15 protein-coding genes are annotated in these 17,604 nt (G+C 37.5%); 10 read left to right on the top strand and 5 right to left on the bottom strand.

Annotated features, from left to right (window positions below; translation table 11 throughout):
- Positions 1-142 precede the first annotated feature (142 nt).
- Positions 143-1,033, top strand: a complete 891-nt coding sequence (locus AAEY94_RS08860; protein ID WP_350978468.1) for a dienelactone hydrolase family protein — start codon at positions 143-145, stop codon at positions 1,031-1,033.
- A 22-nt stretch (positions 1,034-1,055) separates the two neighbouring features.
- Here the strand turns inward: AAEY94_RS08860 and AAEY94_RS08855 are convergent, their stop codons facing one another.
- Positions 1,056-1,964, bottom strand: a complete 909-nt coding sequence (locus AAEY94_RS08855; protein ID WP_182743451.1) for a sensor histidine kinase — start codon at positions 1,962-1,964, stop codon at positions 1,056-1,058.
- Positions 1,957-2,502: a heme NO-binding domain-containing protein gene (locus AAEY94_RS08850; RefSeq protein WP_162023172.1), complete on the bottom strand. Its 546-nt coding sequence runs from the start codon at positions 2,500-2,502 to the stop codon at positions 1,957-1,959. The genes AAEY94_RS08855 and AAEY94_RS08850 overlap by 8 nt, the downstream gene beginning before the upstream one ends.
- Before the next feature lie 185 nt (positions 2,503-2,687).
- Here AAEY94_RS08850 and AAEY94_RS08845 point away from each other — a divergent pair, with 185 nt between their 5' ends.
- From AAEY94_RS08845 to AAEY94_RS08835, 3 genes are read left to right on the top strand one after another with little or no spacing between them, the layout of a single operon-like run.
- Entirely contained in the window at positions 2,688-3,053 is a 366-nt protein-coding gene (locus AAEY94_RS08845) for a response regulator (protein ID WP_162023171.1), read from the top strand.
- Complete coding sequence (locus AAEY94_RS08840) at positions 3,050-3,628, top strand: chemotaxis protein CheC (protein WP_101087163.1); 579 nt, start codon at positions 3,050-3,052, stop codon at positions 3,626-3,628. Before AAEY94_RS08845 ends, AAEY94_RS08840 begins: the two co-directional genes overlap by 4 nt.
- Positions 3,629-3,642: 14 nt before the next feature.
- Positions 3,643-4,935, top strand: coding sequence for a PAS domain-containing sensor histidine kinase (locus AAEY94_RS08835; protein ID WP_350978465.1), 1,293 nt, complete (start codon positions 3,643-3,645; stop codon positions 4,933-4,935).
- Here AAEY94_RS08835 and AAEY94_RS08830 read toward each other — a convergent pair.
- Both AAEY94_RS08830 and nosR read right to left on the bottom strand, forming a co-directional pair.
- Entirely contained in the window at positions 4,924-8,028 is a 3,105-nt protein-coding gene (locus tag AAEY94_RS08830; protein WP_350978463.1) for an ATP-binding protein, read from the bottom strand. The genes AAEY94_RS08835 and AAEY94_RS08830 overlap by 12 nt on opposite strands.
- A 90-nt stretch (positions 8,029-8,118) precedes the next feature.
- Positions 8,119-9,453: a response regulator c-di-GMP phosphodiesterase, NosR family gene (gene nosR / locus AAEY94_RS08825; RefSeq protein ID WP_350978461.1), complete on the bottom strand. Its 1,335-nt coding sequence runs from the start codon at positions 9,451-9,453 to the stop codon at positions 8,119-8,121.
- A gap of 100 nt (positions 9,454-9,553) precedes the next feature.
- Here nosR and AAEY94_RS08820 point away from each other — a divergent pair, with 100 nt between their 5' ends.
- From AAEY94_RS08820 to AAEY94_RS08810, 3 genes are read left to right on the top strand one after another with little or no spacing between them, the layout of a single operon-like run.
- Positions 9,554-10,156, top strand: coding sequence for a response regulator (locus AAEY94_RS08820; protein WP_350978459.1), 603 nt, complete (start codon positions 9,554-9,556; stop codon positions 10,154-10,156).
- Positions 10,157-10,160: 4 nt separating this feature from the next.
- Positions 10,161-12,146, top strand: coding sequence for an EAL domain-containing response regulator (locus tag AAEY94_RS08815; RefSeq protein WP_350978457.1), 1,986 nt, complete (start codon positions 10,161-10,163; stop codon positions 12,144-12,146).
- Complete coding sequence (locus AAEY94_RS08810; RefSeq protein ID WP_335691948.1) at positions 12,143-13,276, top strand: HDOD domain-containing protein; 1,134 nt, start codon at positions 12,143-12,145, stop codon at positions 13,274-13,276. Before AAEY94_RS08815 ends, AAEY94_RS08810 begins: the two co-directional genes overlap by 4 nt.
- Before the next feature lie 186 nt (positions 13,277-13,462).
- On the opposite strand, the gene AAEY94_RS08805 is transcribed toward AAEY94_RS08810, so the two are convergent.
- Positions 13,463-14,377 carry a LysR family transcriptional regulator gene (locus tag AAEY94_RS08805; RefSeq protein ID WP_335691947.1) on the bottom strand — a complete coding sequence of 305 codons (915 nt, stop codon included), beginning with the start codon at positions 14,375-14,377 and terminating at the stop codon, positions 13,463-13,465.
- Positions 14,378-14,779: 402 nt separating this feature from the next.
- Between AAEY94_RS08805 and AAEY94_RS08800 the strand changes: the two genes are divergently transcribed.
- The 3 genes from AAEY94_RS08800 to AAEY94_RS08790 all read left to right on the top strand — a co-directional run bounded on the left by AAEY94_RS08800 (position 14,780) and on the right by AAEY94_RS08790 (position 17,529).
- Positions 14,780-15,514, top strand: coding sequence for a histidine phosphatase family protein (locus tag AAEY94_RS08800; RefSeq protein WP_101087171.1), 735 nt, complete (start codon positions 14,780-14,782; stop codon positions 15,512-15,514).
- 54 nt (positions 15,515-15,568) lie between these two features.
- Entirely contained in the window at positions 15,569-16,339 is a 771-nt protein-coding gene (locus AAEY94_RS08795; protein ID WP_350978455.1) for an SDR family oxidoreductase, read from the top strand.
- A gap of 65 nt (positions 16,340-16,404) precedes the next feature.
- Complete coding sequence (locus AAEY94_RS08790; protein ID WP_350978453.1) at positions 16,405-17,529, top strand: NADH:flavin oxidoreductase; 1,125 nt, start codon at positions 16,405-16,407, stop codon at positions 17,527-17,529.
- The last annotated feature ends 75 nt before the right edge of the window (positions 17,530-17,604 follow it).

Genomic DNA, 17,604 nt, shown 5'->3' with positions numbered 1-17,604 from the left:
CAGTTGACCTTAAGCGGCTAATTAAGCGTATAAAATCGGCTGACGATGGTGAATACATTATCTTCAGGTAACATTAACGGTTATCAACTAATATTAATAACCATCAATTAGCGTAATTACATTTGATCAGAAGAGGGAACTTATGCAGCACAAATCCGTCGATAATATTCCGCAACAAGCCTTTGATTGGTATGACTCCTATGCTCATGGTGGCATGGACCGTCGGACATTTATGACTAAATTAGGCTCGTTAGTGGCATTAGGTTATTCAATGAGTGTGCTGACTTCGGCATTATTGCCTAATTATGCGCTAGCTGAGCAAGTTTCATTTAATGATGCCGACATTAAAGCCACTTACACTCAATTTGATTCGCCTTTAGGTTATGGCAAAGGCGAGGGCTATTTAGTCGAGCCCACAAGTAAAACAGGGTTATTGCCCGTTGTATTAGTCGTTCATGAAAATCGTGGTTTAAATCCATATATTGAAGATGTTGCTCGCCGTTTAGCGAAAGCGGGGTTTATTGCTTTTGCTCCTGATGCACTTTTTTCACTAGGCGGTTATCCCGGTAATGATGATGAAGGCCGGGCAATGCAGCAATCATTAGACCGCAGCAAAATTGAACAAGACTTTGTTGCGGCCGCCCAGTTTTTAAAATCGCATCAACGCAGTAATGGTAACTTAGGTGCGGTGGGATTTTGTTTTGGCGGCTATATTGTTAATTATCTCGCGGCAGTTGATTCAAATTTGATTCAAGCCGGTGTTCCATTTTATGGCACTCCAGCAGCAAAAGAATTAAGACAAAATATTAAAGCGCCATTATTAATTCAATTAGGCGAGTTAGATGAAAGGGTTAACAATACTTGGCCCGAGTACGAGCAAGATTTAAAAGCATTTAAGGTACCCTATACCATGCACATGTATAAAAAAGCCCATCACGGATTTCATAATGATTCGACCAGCAGATATGATGAAATTAATGCAGAATTAGCATGGCAGCGGACTGTTGATTTTTTTAATAAAAATATTGGCTAAGTACTTATTTATAATTTATTTTCTATATAGGTGCAGATAAATTAAAGCCAATTTTTATGATGGTACCTTTGTCTAATTCAGACTGTACATCAATCGTCGCATTGTGTTGTTTTAATATCTGCAACACAATCGACATTCCTATACCTGTGCCAGTGCCTACAGGCTTGTTAGTATAAAAAGCATCAAACATTCTTTGTTGCACTTCAGGAGACATACCACAACCATTATCGATAATATTGAGTTGAATCATACCGTCATGCTGCGCCAGTTTGATGGTGATGATCGCGCTATTATTTGCTGGCTGTTCACAGGCTTGAATGGCATTAACCAAGATATTGACCAGCACTTGGTTAAGCTCTCCTGAATTAAACCGAATTTTAGGTACCTTGCAAAGTTCTTGTTTAACTTGAATATTTTTTAGTTTTGGGCCTAATAACTTGACTGCCATATCAATGGCACCAGACAAATCAATTTCTGTTAATTCTTCGGAGTCTGTTCTGGCAAAGAACAGCAGGTTTTTAACAATATCTTTAATGCGAAAAAAACCTTGATCGTTATCGGTGATAAGCTCTGGTAAGTCTTCTGTAATAAAATTGATAGTATTTTGGTCGCTTTGACTTAACTGTTCTTTAGGGATTACCTCAATTAAGTCGTTCACATAACTGTTTAACGTGGTGACATTACTGATCACAAACGCTAATGGGTTATTGATTTCATGAGCTACACCAGCAGCGAGAGTCCCCAATAAGGCTAATTTCTCTTGTTGTATCAGTGACTGCTGTTGATTTTTAATTTGTTTAATCTGCTGTTCTAACAACATATTTTTTTCATACACTTGTCTAGTGTAATCTTCTAACAATTGCTCAACTTCAACTCGGGCTTTCTTTTCTCGATGGTAGGCAATGTAATATGGGTTAGATTTATCAATCATTTTTTAACTCTATATTTAAGATGCACTGTTCAGCACCTTGATGCATGCAGGTGTCATGTTTGATGCTAATATTTTGATGATAATAATCAGCTGCACCAAAGATAAGCCCTTCAGCACAAAAACATAATTTACGCGGAGAATAGTATTTGAGTTCAATATTATGGTCATCGATCATTGTCGACATGATGGTAGGTAATGAGGGCTCATCGTAAAGCTTATTCACTTCTACGTGGATGATATTATGAATGCCCATAACGAGTGACGTAAAGTCTGTGAAACGTTCAACAACGGCAGTATGGTTTGCAGCCAAGCCTGAAAATAAAAATTGGCCAAAGGCTTTTATGACATCTTGTAAAGGAAGACCTAAAATCTCGGAGACTTCTGTGGCGATGGCAAATAACTCATTTTCTGGATAGTTGATAGCCGAAACATATACTCTGTCCGCAGGCGCATGTTTTTCCATTAAGTCATTCCATACACCCATACCACATTGTTCAACTATCATGTCTTCAAGTACGTTAAAAATGATACCTTTCATAAAAACCTCAATAGTAATAGATGCTTAATTTGTTAATGGAAAGTTGTGTCTTATTTGTCTTCTGCTGATTATGTCAACTAAAATGAATTAACACCACTGTTTATAAAAAATACTCTATTAAATTTTGACTTTCTGTAAGACTACATCATAATCTAAAGGACAAATGAGACAACCTGGAGATTATAATGCCTATACCTGTAACCATTGCAGATGATTCGATGATGTCAAGAAAAGTAGTTAGGCGTGCACTCCCTGTTGATTGGGATGTTGAAATCACCGAAGCCAAAAATGGCAAAGAGGCAATTGAAGCGGTTGAAGCAGGCAAAGCAGAAGTGCTTTTTTTGGATTTAACTATGCCCGAACTGGACGGATTTGGTGTCCTAAGCTATTTACAGGAACATCATGCTAAAACAGTTGTTATTGTGATTAGCGCGGATATTCAACCCGAAGCTAAAAAATTAGTCGATCGACTTGGGGCATTTCGCTTTTTACATAAACCGCTACAAGCAGAGCAATTATCGCAGGCTTTATCTGACGTGGGGTTAATATGAATGACTATTTAAGTGAAGAACAGCGTGATGCTTTGCAGGAGCTAATGAACATTTCTATGGGGCAAGCAGCCAATTCTCTTGCGAGACTGATTGGCGCTAAGATTACACTTTCTATCCCTCAAATATCGTCAGTTACCCCTACAGAGTTTGTTGAGATGATCAACTTAGACACCATGTGGCATACCAGGCAGTCTTTTCTGGGTACAGTGAAAGGGGAAGTACTTTCCCTGCAATCCAAACAGGGCTGTGAAGCCATTGCTGAATTGATGGATTACGAATTGCCATTGTCTAACATTACCCAAGAAGAGTTATTACTGGAATTATCTAATATTCTTGCAGGGGCCTGCTTAAATGGTTTTGCACAACAATTAACACTGAATACAAAATTAAGTATGCCAACAGTATTTGACCCAACACTTCTTTCTGCGGGTCATTATCGCTGGGGCAACACATTATTAATGGAAGTTGAATTTAAAATAGAATCTAGTCGATTTGATTCTAAAATCATGATTTGTTTAGAAGCTGACTCAATTTCGATTGTTTTAACCAAATTAAATGAGTTATTGGAGTCATGATGGCAACAGAGTCCATGTTACAGAATCTAACCGCAAAACTTCCATTAGGTGTTTGTGTGCTTAATGATCAGTTTGAGATTGAGTATTGGAATGACTTTTTTGCCGATCGCCTCAATATTAGCAGCGATGATGTTAGAGGGCTGAATTTATTAGAGATGTTTCCAGACCAAGCCACGTATTTAAAGAAAAAAATTAACAGTGTCTTTATATTAAATAATGCCAGTTTTTCTTATTGGGAACATAAGCCGCACGTTTTTGTTTTTGGCAGTAGCCGTCCAATTACGGGTGAAGAAACCTTGATGTATCAAAATATTGAGTTTCTACCATTGGATGTGTCTAATAATACGGTTAAAACAGTCTGTATGATTGTGCAAGATGTGACTGAACTTGCCAGTTATTATCAAGGCCAAAAAGGATTAACTCAACAACTGGCGCAAGAACATTCTGTTTTGCTAGAGTTAAACAATAAACTTGAAGCTGCACAGAATCAATTATTGCAATCAGAGAAGATGGCTGCAATTGGACAATTAGCCGCTGGTGTTGCGCATGAAATTAATAATCCGATTGGCTTCATCTTTTCAAATTTACAAATTTTACAAGATTACTCGAGTAAGCTACTAAAACTGGTTAGTTTTTATGAAAAAGTGATAGATAAAACCAAAAATCAAACTTTTATTAATCTTCAACAAGACATGCAACAACGCATGCAATATCCTTTTTTACGCGACGATATGCCAGATTTAGTCAGTGAATCTATCGAAGGTATTGAACGGGTAACCGATATAGTCAGAAGCTTGAAAGCATTTTCTCATGTTGATAGCAGTGAATGGGAAAACTGTAATGTCATTGATGGCATCGAAAGCACCTTAAAAATTGCCAATAGCCAATTTAAACACAAAATCGAAATTCATCGCGATTATCAAGAGTCTGTACCTCTATTGTTATGCCAGCCAATGCAACTGAATCAGGTATTTCTTAATATATTGGTCAATGCGGCACAAGCGATCGAAAATAAAGGCCACATTTATATCTCAGTGCGCGGCGATGATACTGAGGTCACGATTGAGATAAAAGATACCGGCAGTGGTATTAGCGACAGCGCGATACGTAAAATATTTGAGCCTTTTTATACGACCAAACCCGTAGGTCAGGGCACTGGTTTAGGCCTGTCCTTGTCCTACAGTATCATTCAAAAACATAACGGTAAGATATCGGTTAGTTCGTCTGTGAATGTTGGCACGACTTTTACCATCATTTTACCCTTATTACCACCAGGTGAAATTGATAAAACACATCTAAGCATCTGAATCTGTAATTAATTTATTTAAACTAGAATTGAATTTTTTACATACGTCATGTAGGTTTTCTCCAGCCTTTAAGCCTATTTCGGCTTGTTTTGCTGATTCGCTGACATTATCTAACCCTAAGCAAGCACTGGTTCCTTTAATTTTGTGAAATAAATTCTTAACTTGATCGTGATCTGCACTTGATGCAAGTAAGATGAGTTGGTCGGGCATTGCTCGTAAACTATCTAGATACTCTAGGCGTAAGTTTTTAATTTCATTTAACATGTCTAATTCGTCTTGTGTTTTTACATCGTCGTTATCTGGTTTTGATGCGTTGGTTTGATGCTTGTCAAAACATCGAGTGATGGTTTGCAATAATTGCGTTTTATCAATGGGTTTGTTCAATACTGCATTGAAAGGCGAGACGGTATTCGGTGAGTGTTCTTCTTTAAATACGTCCGCACTTAATGAAATAATGGGTTTGGTAAAGTGCCTGTTTCTTAACACTTGGGCAGCCTGGTATCCGTCCATAATGGGCATTTGTTGATCCATGATAATAATATCTGGCTGATCTTTATCGACGATATCAACAGCCTGCTTACCATTTTCAGCAAATAATATTTTCATCTTTAACGGTTTGACATAAACAGCAATGAGTTGGCGTATATCCTCTACATCATCAACAATAAGCAGTGTGCCGCCTAATACTCGTTGAGTAAATGTTGTCGAGTTAACGTGTTCTAGTGGCTTACTCATGGGTCTTGTATTGGTAGTAGGCAACGTTAGTGTGAAAGTGGATCCTTGACCCAATTTACTTTTCACGGTTAATAATAACCCCATGGCATCAGCGAGTTGTTTACTGATATACAATCCTAGGCCAGTGCCACCATAATCCCGGCTTATACTTACGTCTGCTTGCTTAAATGCTGCAAATAGAGTGAGTTGTTGTTCATCACTCATTCCAATACCTTCATCTATGATTTGAACAGTACAAGTATTATCAGGTGATTTATGTGCTTTTAGTATAATAGTGCCATTGGCTGTAAATTTAACGGCATTACTGAGTAAATTAAGTAAAATTTGTTGTAGCCTAAAGGGATCAACCATGACATATAAGTCAGATATGTCCTCTATTGCGCACTGTATTGATAGCCCTTTAGATTTAGCAATTTGTGATGAACTATCAATTGAATTCACTAGAAAGTCTCTAAGGCCGATAGGCTGTAAATCAAACGTCATTTTACCTTCATCAATTTTAGCGGTATCTAAGATGTCGTTAATAACATTTTGTAGATGTAAGGTATTTTGCCGAATACGATTCAACACTTGTTGGGTTTCACCATTTGTGTGGTTAAGTAACTCTTCTGTGAATCCTTTTATGATAGTGATAGGCGTGCGTATCTCATGGCTCATATTCGCTAAAAAACGAGTCTTGATAGCTGCTAATTGATTTGCTCTGTCGCGCTCTTGTTCTAGTTGTAATGTTCTTTCTTTCACTCTGTCTTCTAATTGATTGTTCAACGCTTTGACTTCAGCCATTGAATTCATCATTGCTTCTCTTGAATTAATAACACGTTCATTAAGGTTATTTATACTTTGAGTCAGTATCTCAAATTCTCGCGCTGAATAGTTAAAATGCAGCGGTTGATTGATTCGTTTATCAGTGCCTAATTGATGTGTGAATTCTGTAATTTTTTCGAGTGTTTCCGTATAGTTATGCACTAAACGACCTGATAATGCCGTGATATATTTCAATACTAATAATGAAGATAGCATTGCGATACTAAGATAAATTAAATAGCGAACAACAAAAGGGGTTGTTTCTTGATAATGTATTGTTGACCAATTTAATTTATCTAATTGGCTTTTTACTAGAATGTAATGAGCATCTGTTGTGAAAACAATGGATTTTGCCGTATTAAAAAACAACTGTTGCAGTAATGAGGGATGATATGGTTCAAATATTGCGTGTTCATTCCAAACATTGCCTAATTCCCCTAAGTGATTGCTTCCCCATATCTTTTTTGACTGTCGATCAAGTATAATCGTGTTTGGACTGATGTTATCAGTAAACGATAATGTTTTGGTGAGAGTGTCTAGAACGACCGAAACTTCGACCACGCCATCAAAAATACCGTTTAGATAAATAGGTGCACTCACGGCAAAAAGCAGGTCTTCTCCGAGGGCTCTACCTTTAAAACTCTCACTCACAAAGCTGGTATTAATTGTTTTGGGTTGACTGAAATAACTGCGGTCAGTAACAGACACATTGTTAATCGGTAGTTTCGATACACCAGCTTTGTAAAATTGCGTCACGATGCCATTTTTATCGGTCACCAATGTCGAGATAAATTCAGGTTCCTGGCCGTTAAGTGTTTGTAGAGTATGTGTATCTATATTTTTATGTCCTAAGCTGGCAACGAGCTCAGTATTACTGATATATCGTTCTATATGCCGCTGTATTTTTGACACAAACACATTTTGCTCATCTTGATAAAATTGTAGTTGCGATGATAAATGCAGTCCGATTGCTGCTTGCAAAATAAATGCAATCAATATTGTGCATGGCACTGCACTGTATAGTCCAATTCGGTGACTCAGTTGAAGACGCAAACTTTGCTGTTTTTGATTTAATGGGGTGATGGTGATGGTATTAAGCATCAATGCGGTTTTGGTACACAGGGCAAAAATACAGCAATGTAACATGGTGGCAATGATCCATAACATCGTTGTACTTTTTAAAGAATCATTACCCAATAGGTAATCAAGGGCAAAGATTGATATGGAATATACACAAAATATAGGCCATAAAGACTGCTTAAGATTGAGCCTAAGCCACATAAGAAACATTAATTGTAAAACGCAATTACCAATAACTAATGGGCTTTCTAGTGGTAAGCAAACAATGATTAACGATAATAACGACCAAGTGAAACCTAATCGAAATAGTATAATTGAAAACGCAATATTACCCACAAGAAACGGCACAACAATGGGAATGTCAATTGCCATGGTATTAGCAATCAAGCCAAGTGATGTGGCGTAGATAAAAAACCACATGCGCCTTGTAGAAAATGCCTTTGAGAAAAACAGTTTTATTAACATGTTTTTCATAATAATTCACCGTTAAAACATATGTGGATAAATAGTAACAATGTAGATGCGATTATCGAGTTATACATTCTTTTGTTCTGCCTGATCAGGTCACTTTTCAACTTTCTCTGCTTTTATCAGTAACGTTTCTTTGTGTCTCTTTTCATAACTCTGTAAGTTATTGATTGTTTTAGTACAAAAGACATGTCCCTTTGGTAGTAATAGCATATGCTTACGATTATAGAGATTTTGACTAAGTCGCATACCAATAGATATTTCTCCTATGTGTATGCCATTTGAGAACTCTTCTTCAGAATAATGAATATTTTCTTTATTATTTTCATTACTAAATATTAACTTACCCAATGCTTCAACCACTTTTGGGTCGTATAAAATACCTTGTTGAAGCATTATCAGTTTATATACTTGTTCTTTTGTCGGCTCTTGAATATTTTTTTTAGGCAGAAATTCATGCCAAAAATCTCTAGCAACGGATAAAATTCGCGATCCTATGTGAATATTTTTGCCCGCTCTCTGTAATGGCTCTCCGGTACCATTATATTGTTCATATTGACTAGCAATAATTTCACTCATTACAGATAAATGAACGGCAGGTGTTAAAATTTCTTCTGCTAATTGAGGGTGACGCATAAAATGTTTTTGGTCAGCACTAGTCAGTTCATCATATGGCTTATTTAGGCAATAAGAAGGTAACCCTAATTTGCCTAGCTCGGAATATAATCCTGCTTTAGTAATAATTTCGACTCCAGGTGGAGTGATGCCTAATAGGTTAGCGATGTTATTGCAGGTTTCACTGATTTTAAGTGCAAACTGACCGTTTATTTCCGGATTGATACTAATTAAATTATAAAGCACTTCTAATGTGGCTTTCTGTTCATTACCTCGATTATTGGCCAAGGTTTTATATTGTTGTAAACTTTGTTTTAGTTGTTGGGTTCGTTGCTGTACCGTGTCTTCTAGATTGGTATTCAATTGTTTTAGTTGCTTATTTTGAACTGCAATTTTCTTTGTCAGTTCTTTATTTTTTTTAAGTAGGCGATAAGTCTCTAGCCCCTCATTAACTTGTGCAAGTAGTTCAGTATTATCCCAAGGCTTTTGAATATAACGATGAATTTTACCGATATTAATGGCCGCAACAGTAGATTGAATATCCGAGTATCCAGTCATCAAAATACGATAACTGTCAGGCTGCATTACGGCTGCTTGTGCAAGAAACTCTGCACCTGTCATATTCGGCATTCGCATATCAGAAATGATCAGGTTCACTTTGTGTTGTTGCATTATTTCTAGTGCTTGTTTACCACTAGAAGCTTGTAATAGTTGAACATTTGATGAAAAAAATACACGTTGTAAAGACTTTAAAATACTGGTCTCATCGTCTACACATAAAATTACAGGTAAATCTGCAGTTTCTAATTGTTTCATATGTTCCTAAATTTCCGATGTCTTCAATGTCTCATTTGTCTCATTGATTAAGTTATGCTATAAATGACAACTAATCAAGTTTTATGATGAGTGATAAAATATGAAAACGTTACGACCCAGTGTCATTGCGCAGTATTGTGATGTGCATCATAGGACTGTTAGTCGTTGGATTTCGCAAGGTCGGTTAAAAGGACATAAATTGCCGGGTAGGGGTAATTACCGAGTGCTACTGGACGATTTTATTTTGTTTTTACAACAACAAAAAATGCCAATGCCTGAAGAATTAATGAGTTACTGTGAGGATATAGAGACTGATTCCGACTTAGGTTCTGCATCACCAAAACGTATTTTAATTATTGATGATGAAACTGAAATTAGAAATGCAATACGCCGAGTTTTATCATCAAGCGGTTATTATTTCTCTTTTGCCGCAGATGGATTTCACGCGGGTGTTAAATTACTCAGTGATAAACCTGATTTGATTACACTTGACCTTGCAATGCCTAGTTTAGATGGTTTTGAAGTATTGCAATTTATTCGTCAACAGCCAGAATTAGCGGAATTAAAAATCCTTGTGTTGTCTGGATTATCTGAACATGAATTGCAAAAGGCCTTAGATTTAGGTGCTGATGCGGTATTATCAAAACCGTTTGATAACGACAAGCTGCGATCTTTAGTTAACAGTCTTTTAATTAATGGGTAAAATTATGAAGCAAAAGCTACTCATTGTTGATGATGAACAGTCCATATTACGAGCGTTAAAAAGATTGTTCACGCGTGTAGGTTATCAAGTATTTATTGCTGATAACGGTAAAGAAGCCTTAGATATCATGTCTAAAGAAGCATGTCCTGTCGTTATTTCAGATTATCGTATGCCTATGATGAATGGGTCTGATTTACTGCTAGCAATAAAATCTATGCAACCTAATACGGTGTGTATGGTGCTTAGTGGTTCGTCTGATTTTAATTCTATATTAACGCTGCTTAACTCTCGTACTGTATTTCGTTTTTTACAAAAACCATGGGACGACAATGCACTTGTTATTGAGGTCGAGAAGGCCTTTTGTCAATACCACAGTAAACAACAAAGAAGTATTATTGCTGATCTACTCGCCAGCAGTGATGAAGCTGTAATCGAGCTTTTTCCACATGGTCAAATAGGTAGGTTCAATGGCTTATCTAAAAAGATACTTGCAATAAGAAACGAAAATACATTATTAAATGACCTGTTTCCGTATTGTACTGATCGTTGCATTGACTATTTATTTAGCCCTAACGTTGAAACCCCGACATTACAAACGACTCAAGGCGAAAGTGTCATGTTTAGCCTTAAGCATGTGACCGATAATTCTAGATTTTTTTCCATTTCAATGGCGTCAGACGTTGATAATAATGTCCTTTGTGAGTCAAAAACGCTAATCGATCAAACAAGTTTATTAAGCACTGCGCAAACATTACTTGAGACAGATAAATCATTTGCTTTGGTGGCTATACATCTAAAAAATTATGGCTATTGGGCTGATATGCTAGGCGATATTGATTCTGTTGCATTATTTAATGAGATACACACAACATTAATAATGGAATGTGAAAGGTTTAATCACCGAATATCTGTATTACCGAATGAATATTTTGTGATTCTTGTTGCTAACTATGTATCGGAGATTGAATTACACAGTCAACTAGATAATATTTTTTCATCGTTTACTGACAAAAAATATGCTGAAAAAACCGTACGCATTGAATTTACGATTAGCTATTGCATTGCTCCAAGCGATGGCGCGAGTGCACAGCAGTTATTCAGTAATGCATTGGTCAGTAACAGACTGCATAGTAATGGAAACTCTCATTTTTACATGCGTTTTGACGACTCTATCATCGAGCAGAAACGCAAACAATTATTTACAAGTAAAGCCTTATATCATGCCATTGAAAATCAAGAGTTATTTTTAAACTTTCAACCTAAGTACGATTTAAGATTACGTAAAATTGCTAGTTGTGAAGTACTGTTACGCTGGAATAGTCCAGAGTTAGGAATGGTCTCTCCAGACGTATTTATTCCAATAGCGGAGCAAGAAGGGCAAATTATTGAAATAGGCTACTGGGTAATTGAAAAAACCTGTTTAGCGATTTCAAATTGGCTTAAAAACGGAATCGTTCTCGATCATGTTGCTGTTAATATCTCTGGAAAGCAATTATCTGAACCCGATTTTATACCAAGAGTCGAAGCGTTATTGAAAGGTTTCGATATCGACATGTCAATTCTCGAATTTGAATTAACAGAGTCATGGTTGGTTGATAATATTGAAGAAAGTGCAGAGAAACTGGCTAGACTTAAAAAAGCAGGGATCAGTATTGCGATTGATGATTTCGGTACGGGCTATTCATCTTTGTCTTATTTATCAAAATTGCCAATCGATGTGCTTAAAATAGATCGGTCTTTAATAATCGACATTGCCAGTAATTTAAACACTCAAAGCATGATCGCTAACATTACTCGTATGGCCCATGATTTAGGAATGAAAGTGGTGGTTGAAGGAGTAGAGTATTTTGACCAAATTCCAATTCTTGAACGGCTGAATTGTGACATTATCCAAGGCTATGTTATTGCTCGCCCTCAAATAGAGGAGCAGTTTATTTCTTTAATTTCTGATCCTAATTTTTCAGTTGCCAGATTAATGGGTGATTTATGAAAACATTAACTGTACTGTTTATTGATGACGATATTTTTATGCTTAAAGCGCTAAATAGAGTCGCAAGTCGTCTCAAACCACATTGGCAATTTTATTTATGCAGTGATCCACTTCATTGGCAGCAGGCTTTGCCTGATGGGGCCATTGTCGATACCGTGATTTGTGATTACTTAATGCCAGATATTAATGGTGATGAGCTGCTAAAACAGGTTTCTCAAATAATGCCGTCGGCATTACGGGTGTTATTAACCGGTGACACCGCCGAGGATGTTGTGTCTAAAGTAACAGAAATTGCCCATTTTGTGTTGAAAAAACCTTTTACACAACAAGACATAAATGATGTTTTTTGCTCATTAGAACACTTAAATACCCTAGATATAGAACAACCTCTACGAAATAAACTGGGTCGTATCGGGTACTTTTTTGCATTACCAGATATCGCGAGACAAATTCAGTCTATGTTCGCCAATGAAGACGTTGATATCTCTCATGCCGCGGACATAATTCACCAGGAAAGTGTTATCGCTGCCAAGCTGATACAAATTGCAAACTCAGCTTTCTTAGGCTACAGCCGCAAGACTGTGAGTTTGGAAGAGGCCATAAAACGTTTAGGTCTTAAAATGACTGAAACGATCGTTGTTAGTATGGTCGTTGATCAAGCATTAGCCTTAAGAGTGCCAGAAAAAGCACATAAAAAAATTAATGAATGGTCATTTAATTATTCTCGATTATGTCGTCAGTTAAGTAAGTCGATGGGATTTAGCATTGAGCAGCAAGATGTTGTTTTTATAGCTGCTTTACTCAGTGGTATTGGTCATTTAGTGCTAATGTCTGAAACAAACGAGCATGTTGATTTTGATTCAGATGACACTCATACCATGCTTGCAGATGCGACTGTCTTGACGGTTTATATCTTGACACTTTGGGGTTACCCACTTGATCTATGTGAACTGATTTTAATGCAAGATAAACCGGATTTTAATGCCACAGGATTAAACGTGAATACTCTGGGATTAATTTTGTATGTTGTCAATTTATCATTAACTCATCAACTCGATGAACCGTCAAAAAATGAGCTGTTAAATTTAGTTGTCGATGTCGATATTAGGCAATGGATCAGCAACTCTTAGTGTATAAAATTGATTGAACAGTATTTAGGTTTATTAGGTGAACATATCAATTTACTGCAAGAACACAGTTTGATGGATAATTACCTGCAGTGTTAATTAAACGGCAATATATAAGGGGGCATGCCCTTATATATTGCGTGAAAAAATATAGTTGGCATTTAAGCTCAATCATTACCTATATGAATGTCAATTTTTCTCTATGCGAGTATTTGTTGCCGCAATAATCATTTTGTTTCTCAGCCATTTGTTAGCCGGTTCTTTGTCGACGTTAACATGCCAATATAAATGCACGCCAATATCAGGTAATTCCACTGGCATAGGGTAAATAGCAATATTAAGCATCTTGCTATACATGGCTGCGGCGGTTTTGGGTAATGTGAGCAACATATCGTTATTTAAGATGACTTGGCACGCTGATAAAGCATGCTGGCAACGTAATGAGATTTTACGATGCAAACCAATGCGAGAAAGTTCAAAATCTTCCAAGCTAGGGCCCGTTGAGCGAGATGAAACTAGCACGTGATCTAACCGAAGGTAAGTATCTAAATCAAGTTCTGGTGTAATAGCTGGGTGGTTTTTACGAGCAACAACAACCAGTTGGTCTACTTCTAATTGGGTGTGCATAATGTTATTGCTGACAGGGATTAGGGTATCAATTGCCAAATCAATATCACCACTGGCGAGTTTGTTTTCAAGTTCCGTTCGTCTGACCCTTTTATTACTGCGTAAATTGATTGCCGGAGACTCTAACGACAAACTTTGCTGCAATATCGGTAAATAGTAAGGTTCTAACGAGCCATGTAATGACAGTGAAAAACTCTTACGTGAGGTTAAGGGTTCAAACTGCCGCGATTGTACTAAACACACCTGCAGTTGATGTAATGCTTCGCGCACGTCATCAATGACATTCTTTGCCACCGGTGTTGGCCGCATTTCATTGCCTTGCCTGATAAACAAAGCATCATCAAAATGAGTGCGCAATTTACCTAATGAATGACTCACTGCTGGTTGCGATAAATTTAGCACTGACGCTGCTTTGGTTATGTTTCCTTCACAATAAATCGCATCGAAAACCACAAACAAATTCAAATCAATTTTCATACTCACTCCGGTGATCTCACGGTGTACGTTGATAACACCTCAACTCATATCTGCTATTTTTGATCTAACATCTACTATTTAAATTATAAATAGTAGGGTATTAGAACTATTCATTTGTTCAATTTAGATGTTGCTATTAGCATAGTCAAGTAGATTCGGTGCAGTACAAAAAATGGCTAAATATCCGCTAAAAGCATTCTTTATTAACATCTACTACAGATATTCGAAAATAATTCAATATTGCTTTCAAGGTTGTTAAACCTAGATTAACGACAATCTAAACAATAAGTTAAACAATAAGTTAAACAATAAGTTAAACAATAAGTTAAACAGTGAGTTAAACAGTGAGTTAATTTTTTACTTTTGTATCGAACCATCATTTTAATCAGTTAGAGACCTAATATGGCAGCAATTTATTTGATTCGACACGGGCAGGCATCTTTTGGAAGCACTGATTACGATCAACTGTCAGATAAAGGTAGCCAGCAAGCGACAATATTAGGTCAGTACTGGCGCGCTAGGGCTATCCCCAGCAAGTTTTATAGTGGTGATTTATTGCGTCATGGCCAAACGTTAACCAGCTTTGTAAAAGGATACCAAGGTGAATCAACACCCATGATTATCCATTCTGGCTTTAATGAATTTGACCATGTAGATATTTTAAAAAAGTACAATGACCAGTGGCAAAACTTTGCAGAAATGAGTCTAGAAATTAGTCAACGTAATGAACCGAATAAAACGCTACAAAAAGAATTTTCTCAAGCACTCAGTCGTTGGATTGCTGGTGATAAAGATCATGAATACAAAGAGAGTTGGCCACAATTTAAAGCGCGTTGTATTCGGGCTCTGCACAATATTATTGAACAAGAATTAGCAAAAAAGCGTGAGATTACCACCGCTGGAAATAACACAAAAAAATCAAAAGACATTTTAGTGTTTACTTCAGGAGGGACTATTTCAGCAATCGTGCAACACATTTTACAATTGAACGATCAGCAAACATTAGCCTTGAATCAGCAGGCTAGAAATACAGGTGTCACTAAACTGTTATTTTCTGAAAACATGTTGAGTGTTGATTATTTTAATAACTACAGTCACTTAGAGCAGGCTGGCGATGACTGGGTAACCTTTAGGTAATCACGAGGCTCTTTAGCGCTTTGAACCATTAATCAAAAATATAAAGGAAAAAACATGAACAATGTCAATTTGTTTGATTTAACAGGGAAGGTTGCCTTAGTGACTGGTGCAAGTCGTGGTATTGGCGAAAGTGTTTCCAAACTATTAGCTCAGTACGGCGCTCATGTGATTGTATCAAGTCGAAAAATTGAAGCTTGCCAGATAGTGGTTGATGAGATTGTTAAATCCGGCGGCAGTGCACAAGCCATCGCGTGTCACATTGGCGACATGGATCAAATAGATGCTATTTTCGCCGCCATTACAGAGCAACATGGCAAATTAGATATTCTGGTGAATAACGCTGCTGCTAACCCATATTTTGGTCACATTATTGATACAGACTTAATCGCCTTTCAAAAAACCGTCGACGTTAACATTCGTGGTTACTTCTTTATGTCGACCAAAGGCGCAAAATTAATGAAAGACAGTGGCGGTGGTTCAATCATTAACGTGGCGTCTGTTAATGGTGTTATCCCAGGAGATTTCCAAGGTATTTACTCTATTACTAAAGCGGCTGTTATTTCAATGACACAAGCATTCGCAAAAGAATGCGCCCAATTCAATATCCGCGTTAACGCATTACTCCCAGGTGGAACTGATACTAAGTTTGCTTCTGCATTAGTCGATAACCCAGCCATTTTGAAGCAAATGATGCACCACGTGCCAATGAAGCGCGTTGCTCAACCAGATGAAATGGCAGGCACAGTGTTGTATCTCGCATCTAACGCATCAAGTTACACCACAGGTACCGCCATCAATGTCGACGGCGGTTATCTGATTGGGTAATAGATTGATTAGTATCAGAAAAAATAACAGATCAATAAAAAACTATAACACGCTAGGACATCCACATGAACAGTGACAAAAACACCAGCATCGATAAGTTATTTGAATCATTCAGCACTAAATCGTTGTCATTGAAAAATAAAACCGTCATGGCGCCGATGACCCGTGCGTTTTCACCTAATTATGTCCCTAATAAAGATGTTGCAGCATATTACCGCAGACGTGCTGAAGGTGATGTGGGATTAATTATCACCGAAGGGACGTTTATTTCTCATAAAGCGGCCAACGGTTATGAAAATGTACCTGCAATTTATGGTGATAAAGCGTTAGCGGGGTGGAAACACGTAGTGGATGAAGTGCATGCGGCAGGTGGAAAAATTGCTCCACAGCTTTGGCATGTGGGTTCAGTAAGAAAACCTGGAATTGGACCAGATAAAGAAGCACCAGCCTATAGCCCATCAGGTTTATATAAACCCGGTGCTAAAAACGGCGTCGCAATGACCCAGGATGATATTAATGAAGTGGTTGCCTCTTTTGCACAAGCCGCATTAGATGCCAAAAACATTGGCTTTGATGCCATTGAAGTACACGGCGCGCACGGTTACTTAGTGGATCAGTTCTTTTGGGAAGGCACTAACCAACGCGATGACCAATACGGTGGTTCGTTAGAAAATCGAACTCGCTTTGGCGTTGAAATTGTTAAAGCCATTCGCGCCGCAGTGGGTGAGGCGTTTACGATTATCTTCCGCTTTTCACAGTGGAAACAACAAGATTACAGTGCAAAACTGTGTCAAACCCCTACAGAGTTAGCCACCTTTTTAGGTTTGCTAAGCGATGCTGGCGTCGATATTTTTCATGCCAGTACCCGCCGATTCTGGGTACCCGAGTTTGAAGGTTCAGATCTTAACTTAGCGGGTTGGACCAAAAAGCTCACTAATAAGCCCGTCATTACCGTTGGCAATGTAGGGTTAGACGCTGACTTTATTGGTGAAGGCAATGCCGATTTATCTGGCACGTCTAATCCAACTGGCATTGATGAGTTATTAGTGCGTTTAAATAATGACGAATTTGATTTAGTCGCAGTTGGCCGAGCCTTGTTAGTCGATCCGCAGTGGGTCAATAAAATTAAACACAAAGCCATCGCGGAGATTAAACCGTTTAACAAAAAATCATTAACGTCACTCAGTTAACGTTTGCTGATCTGCTTGAGTCTTAATTGAAATATTAAGCCTCACACTAGCACTGCTATTACACCGTAATGACCA

The organism is Shewanella sp. AC34-MNA-CIBAN-0136 (assembly GCF_040309945.1).
Lineage (GTDB): Bacteria > Pseudomonadota > Gammaproteobacteria > Enterobacterales > Shewanellaceae > Shewanella.
The sequence above is the reverse complement of the archived record's forward strand: the minus strand, read 5'-3'. Positions and strand labels throughout refer to the sequence as shown.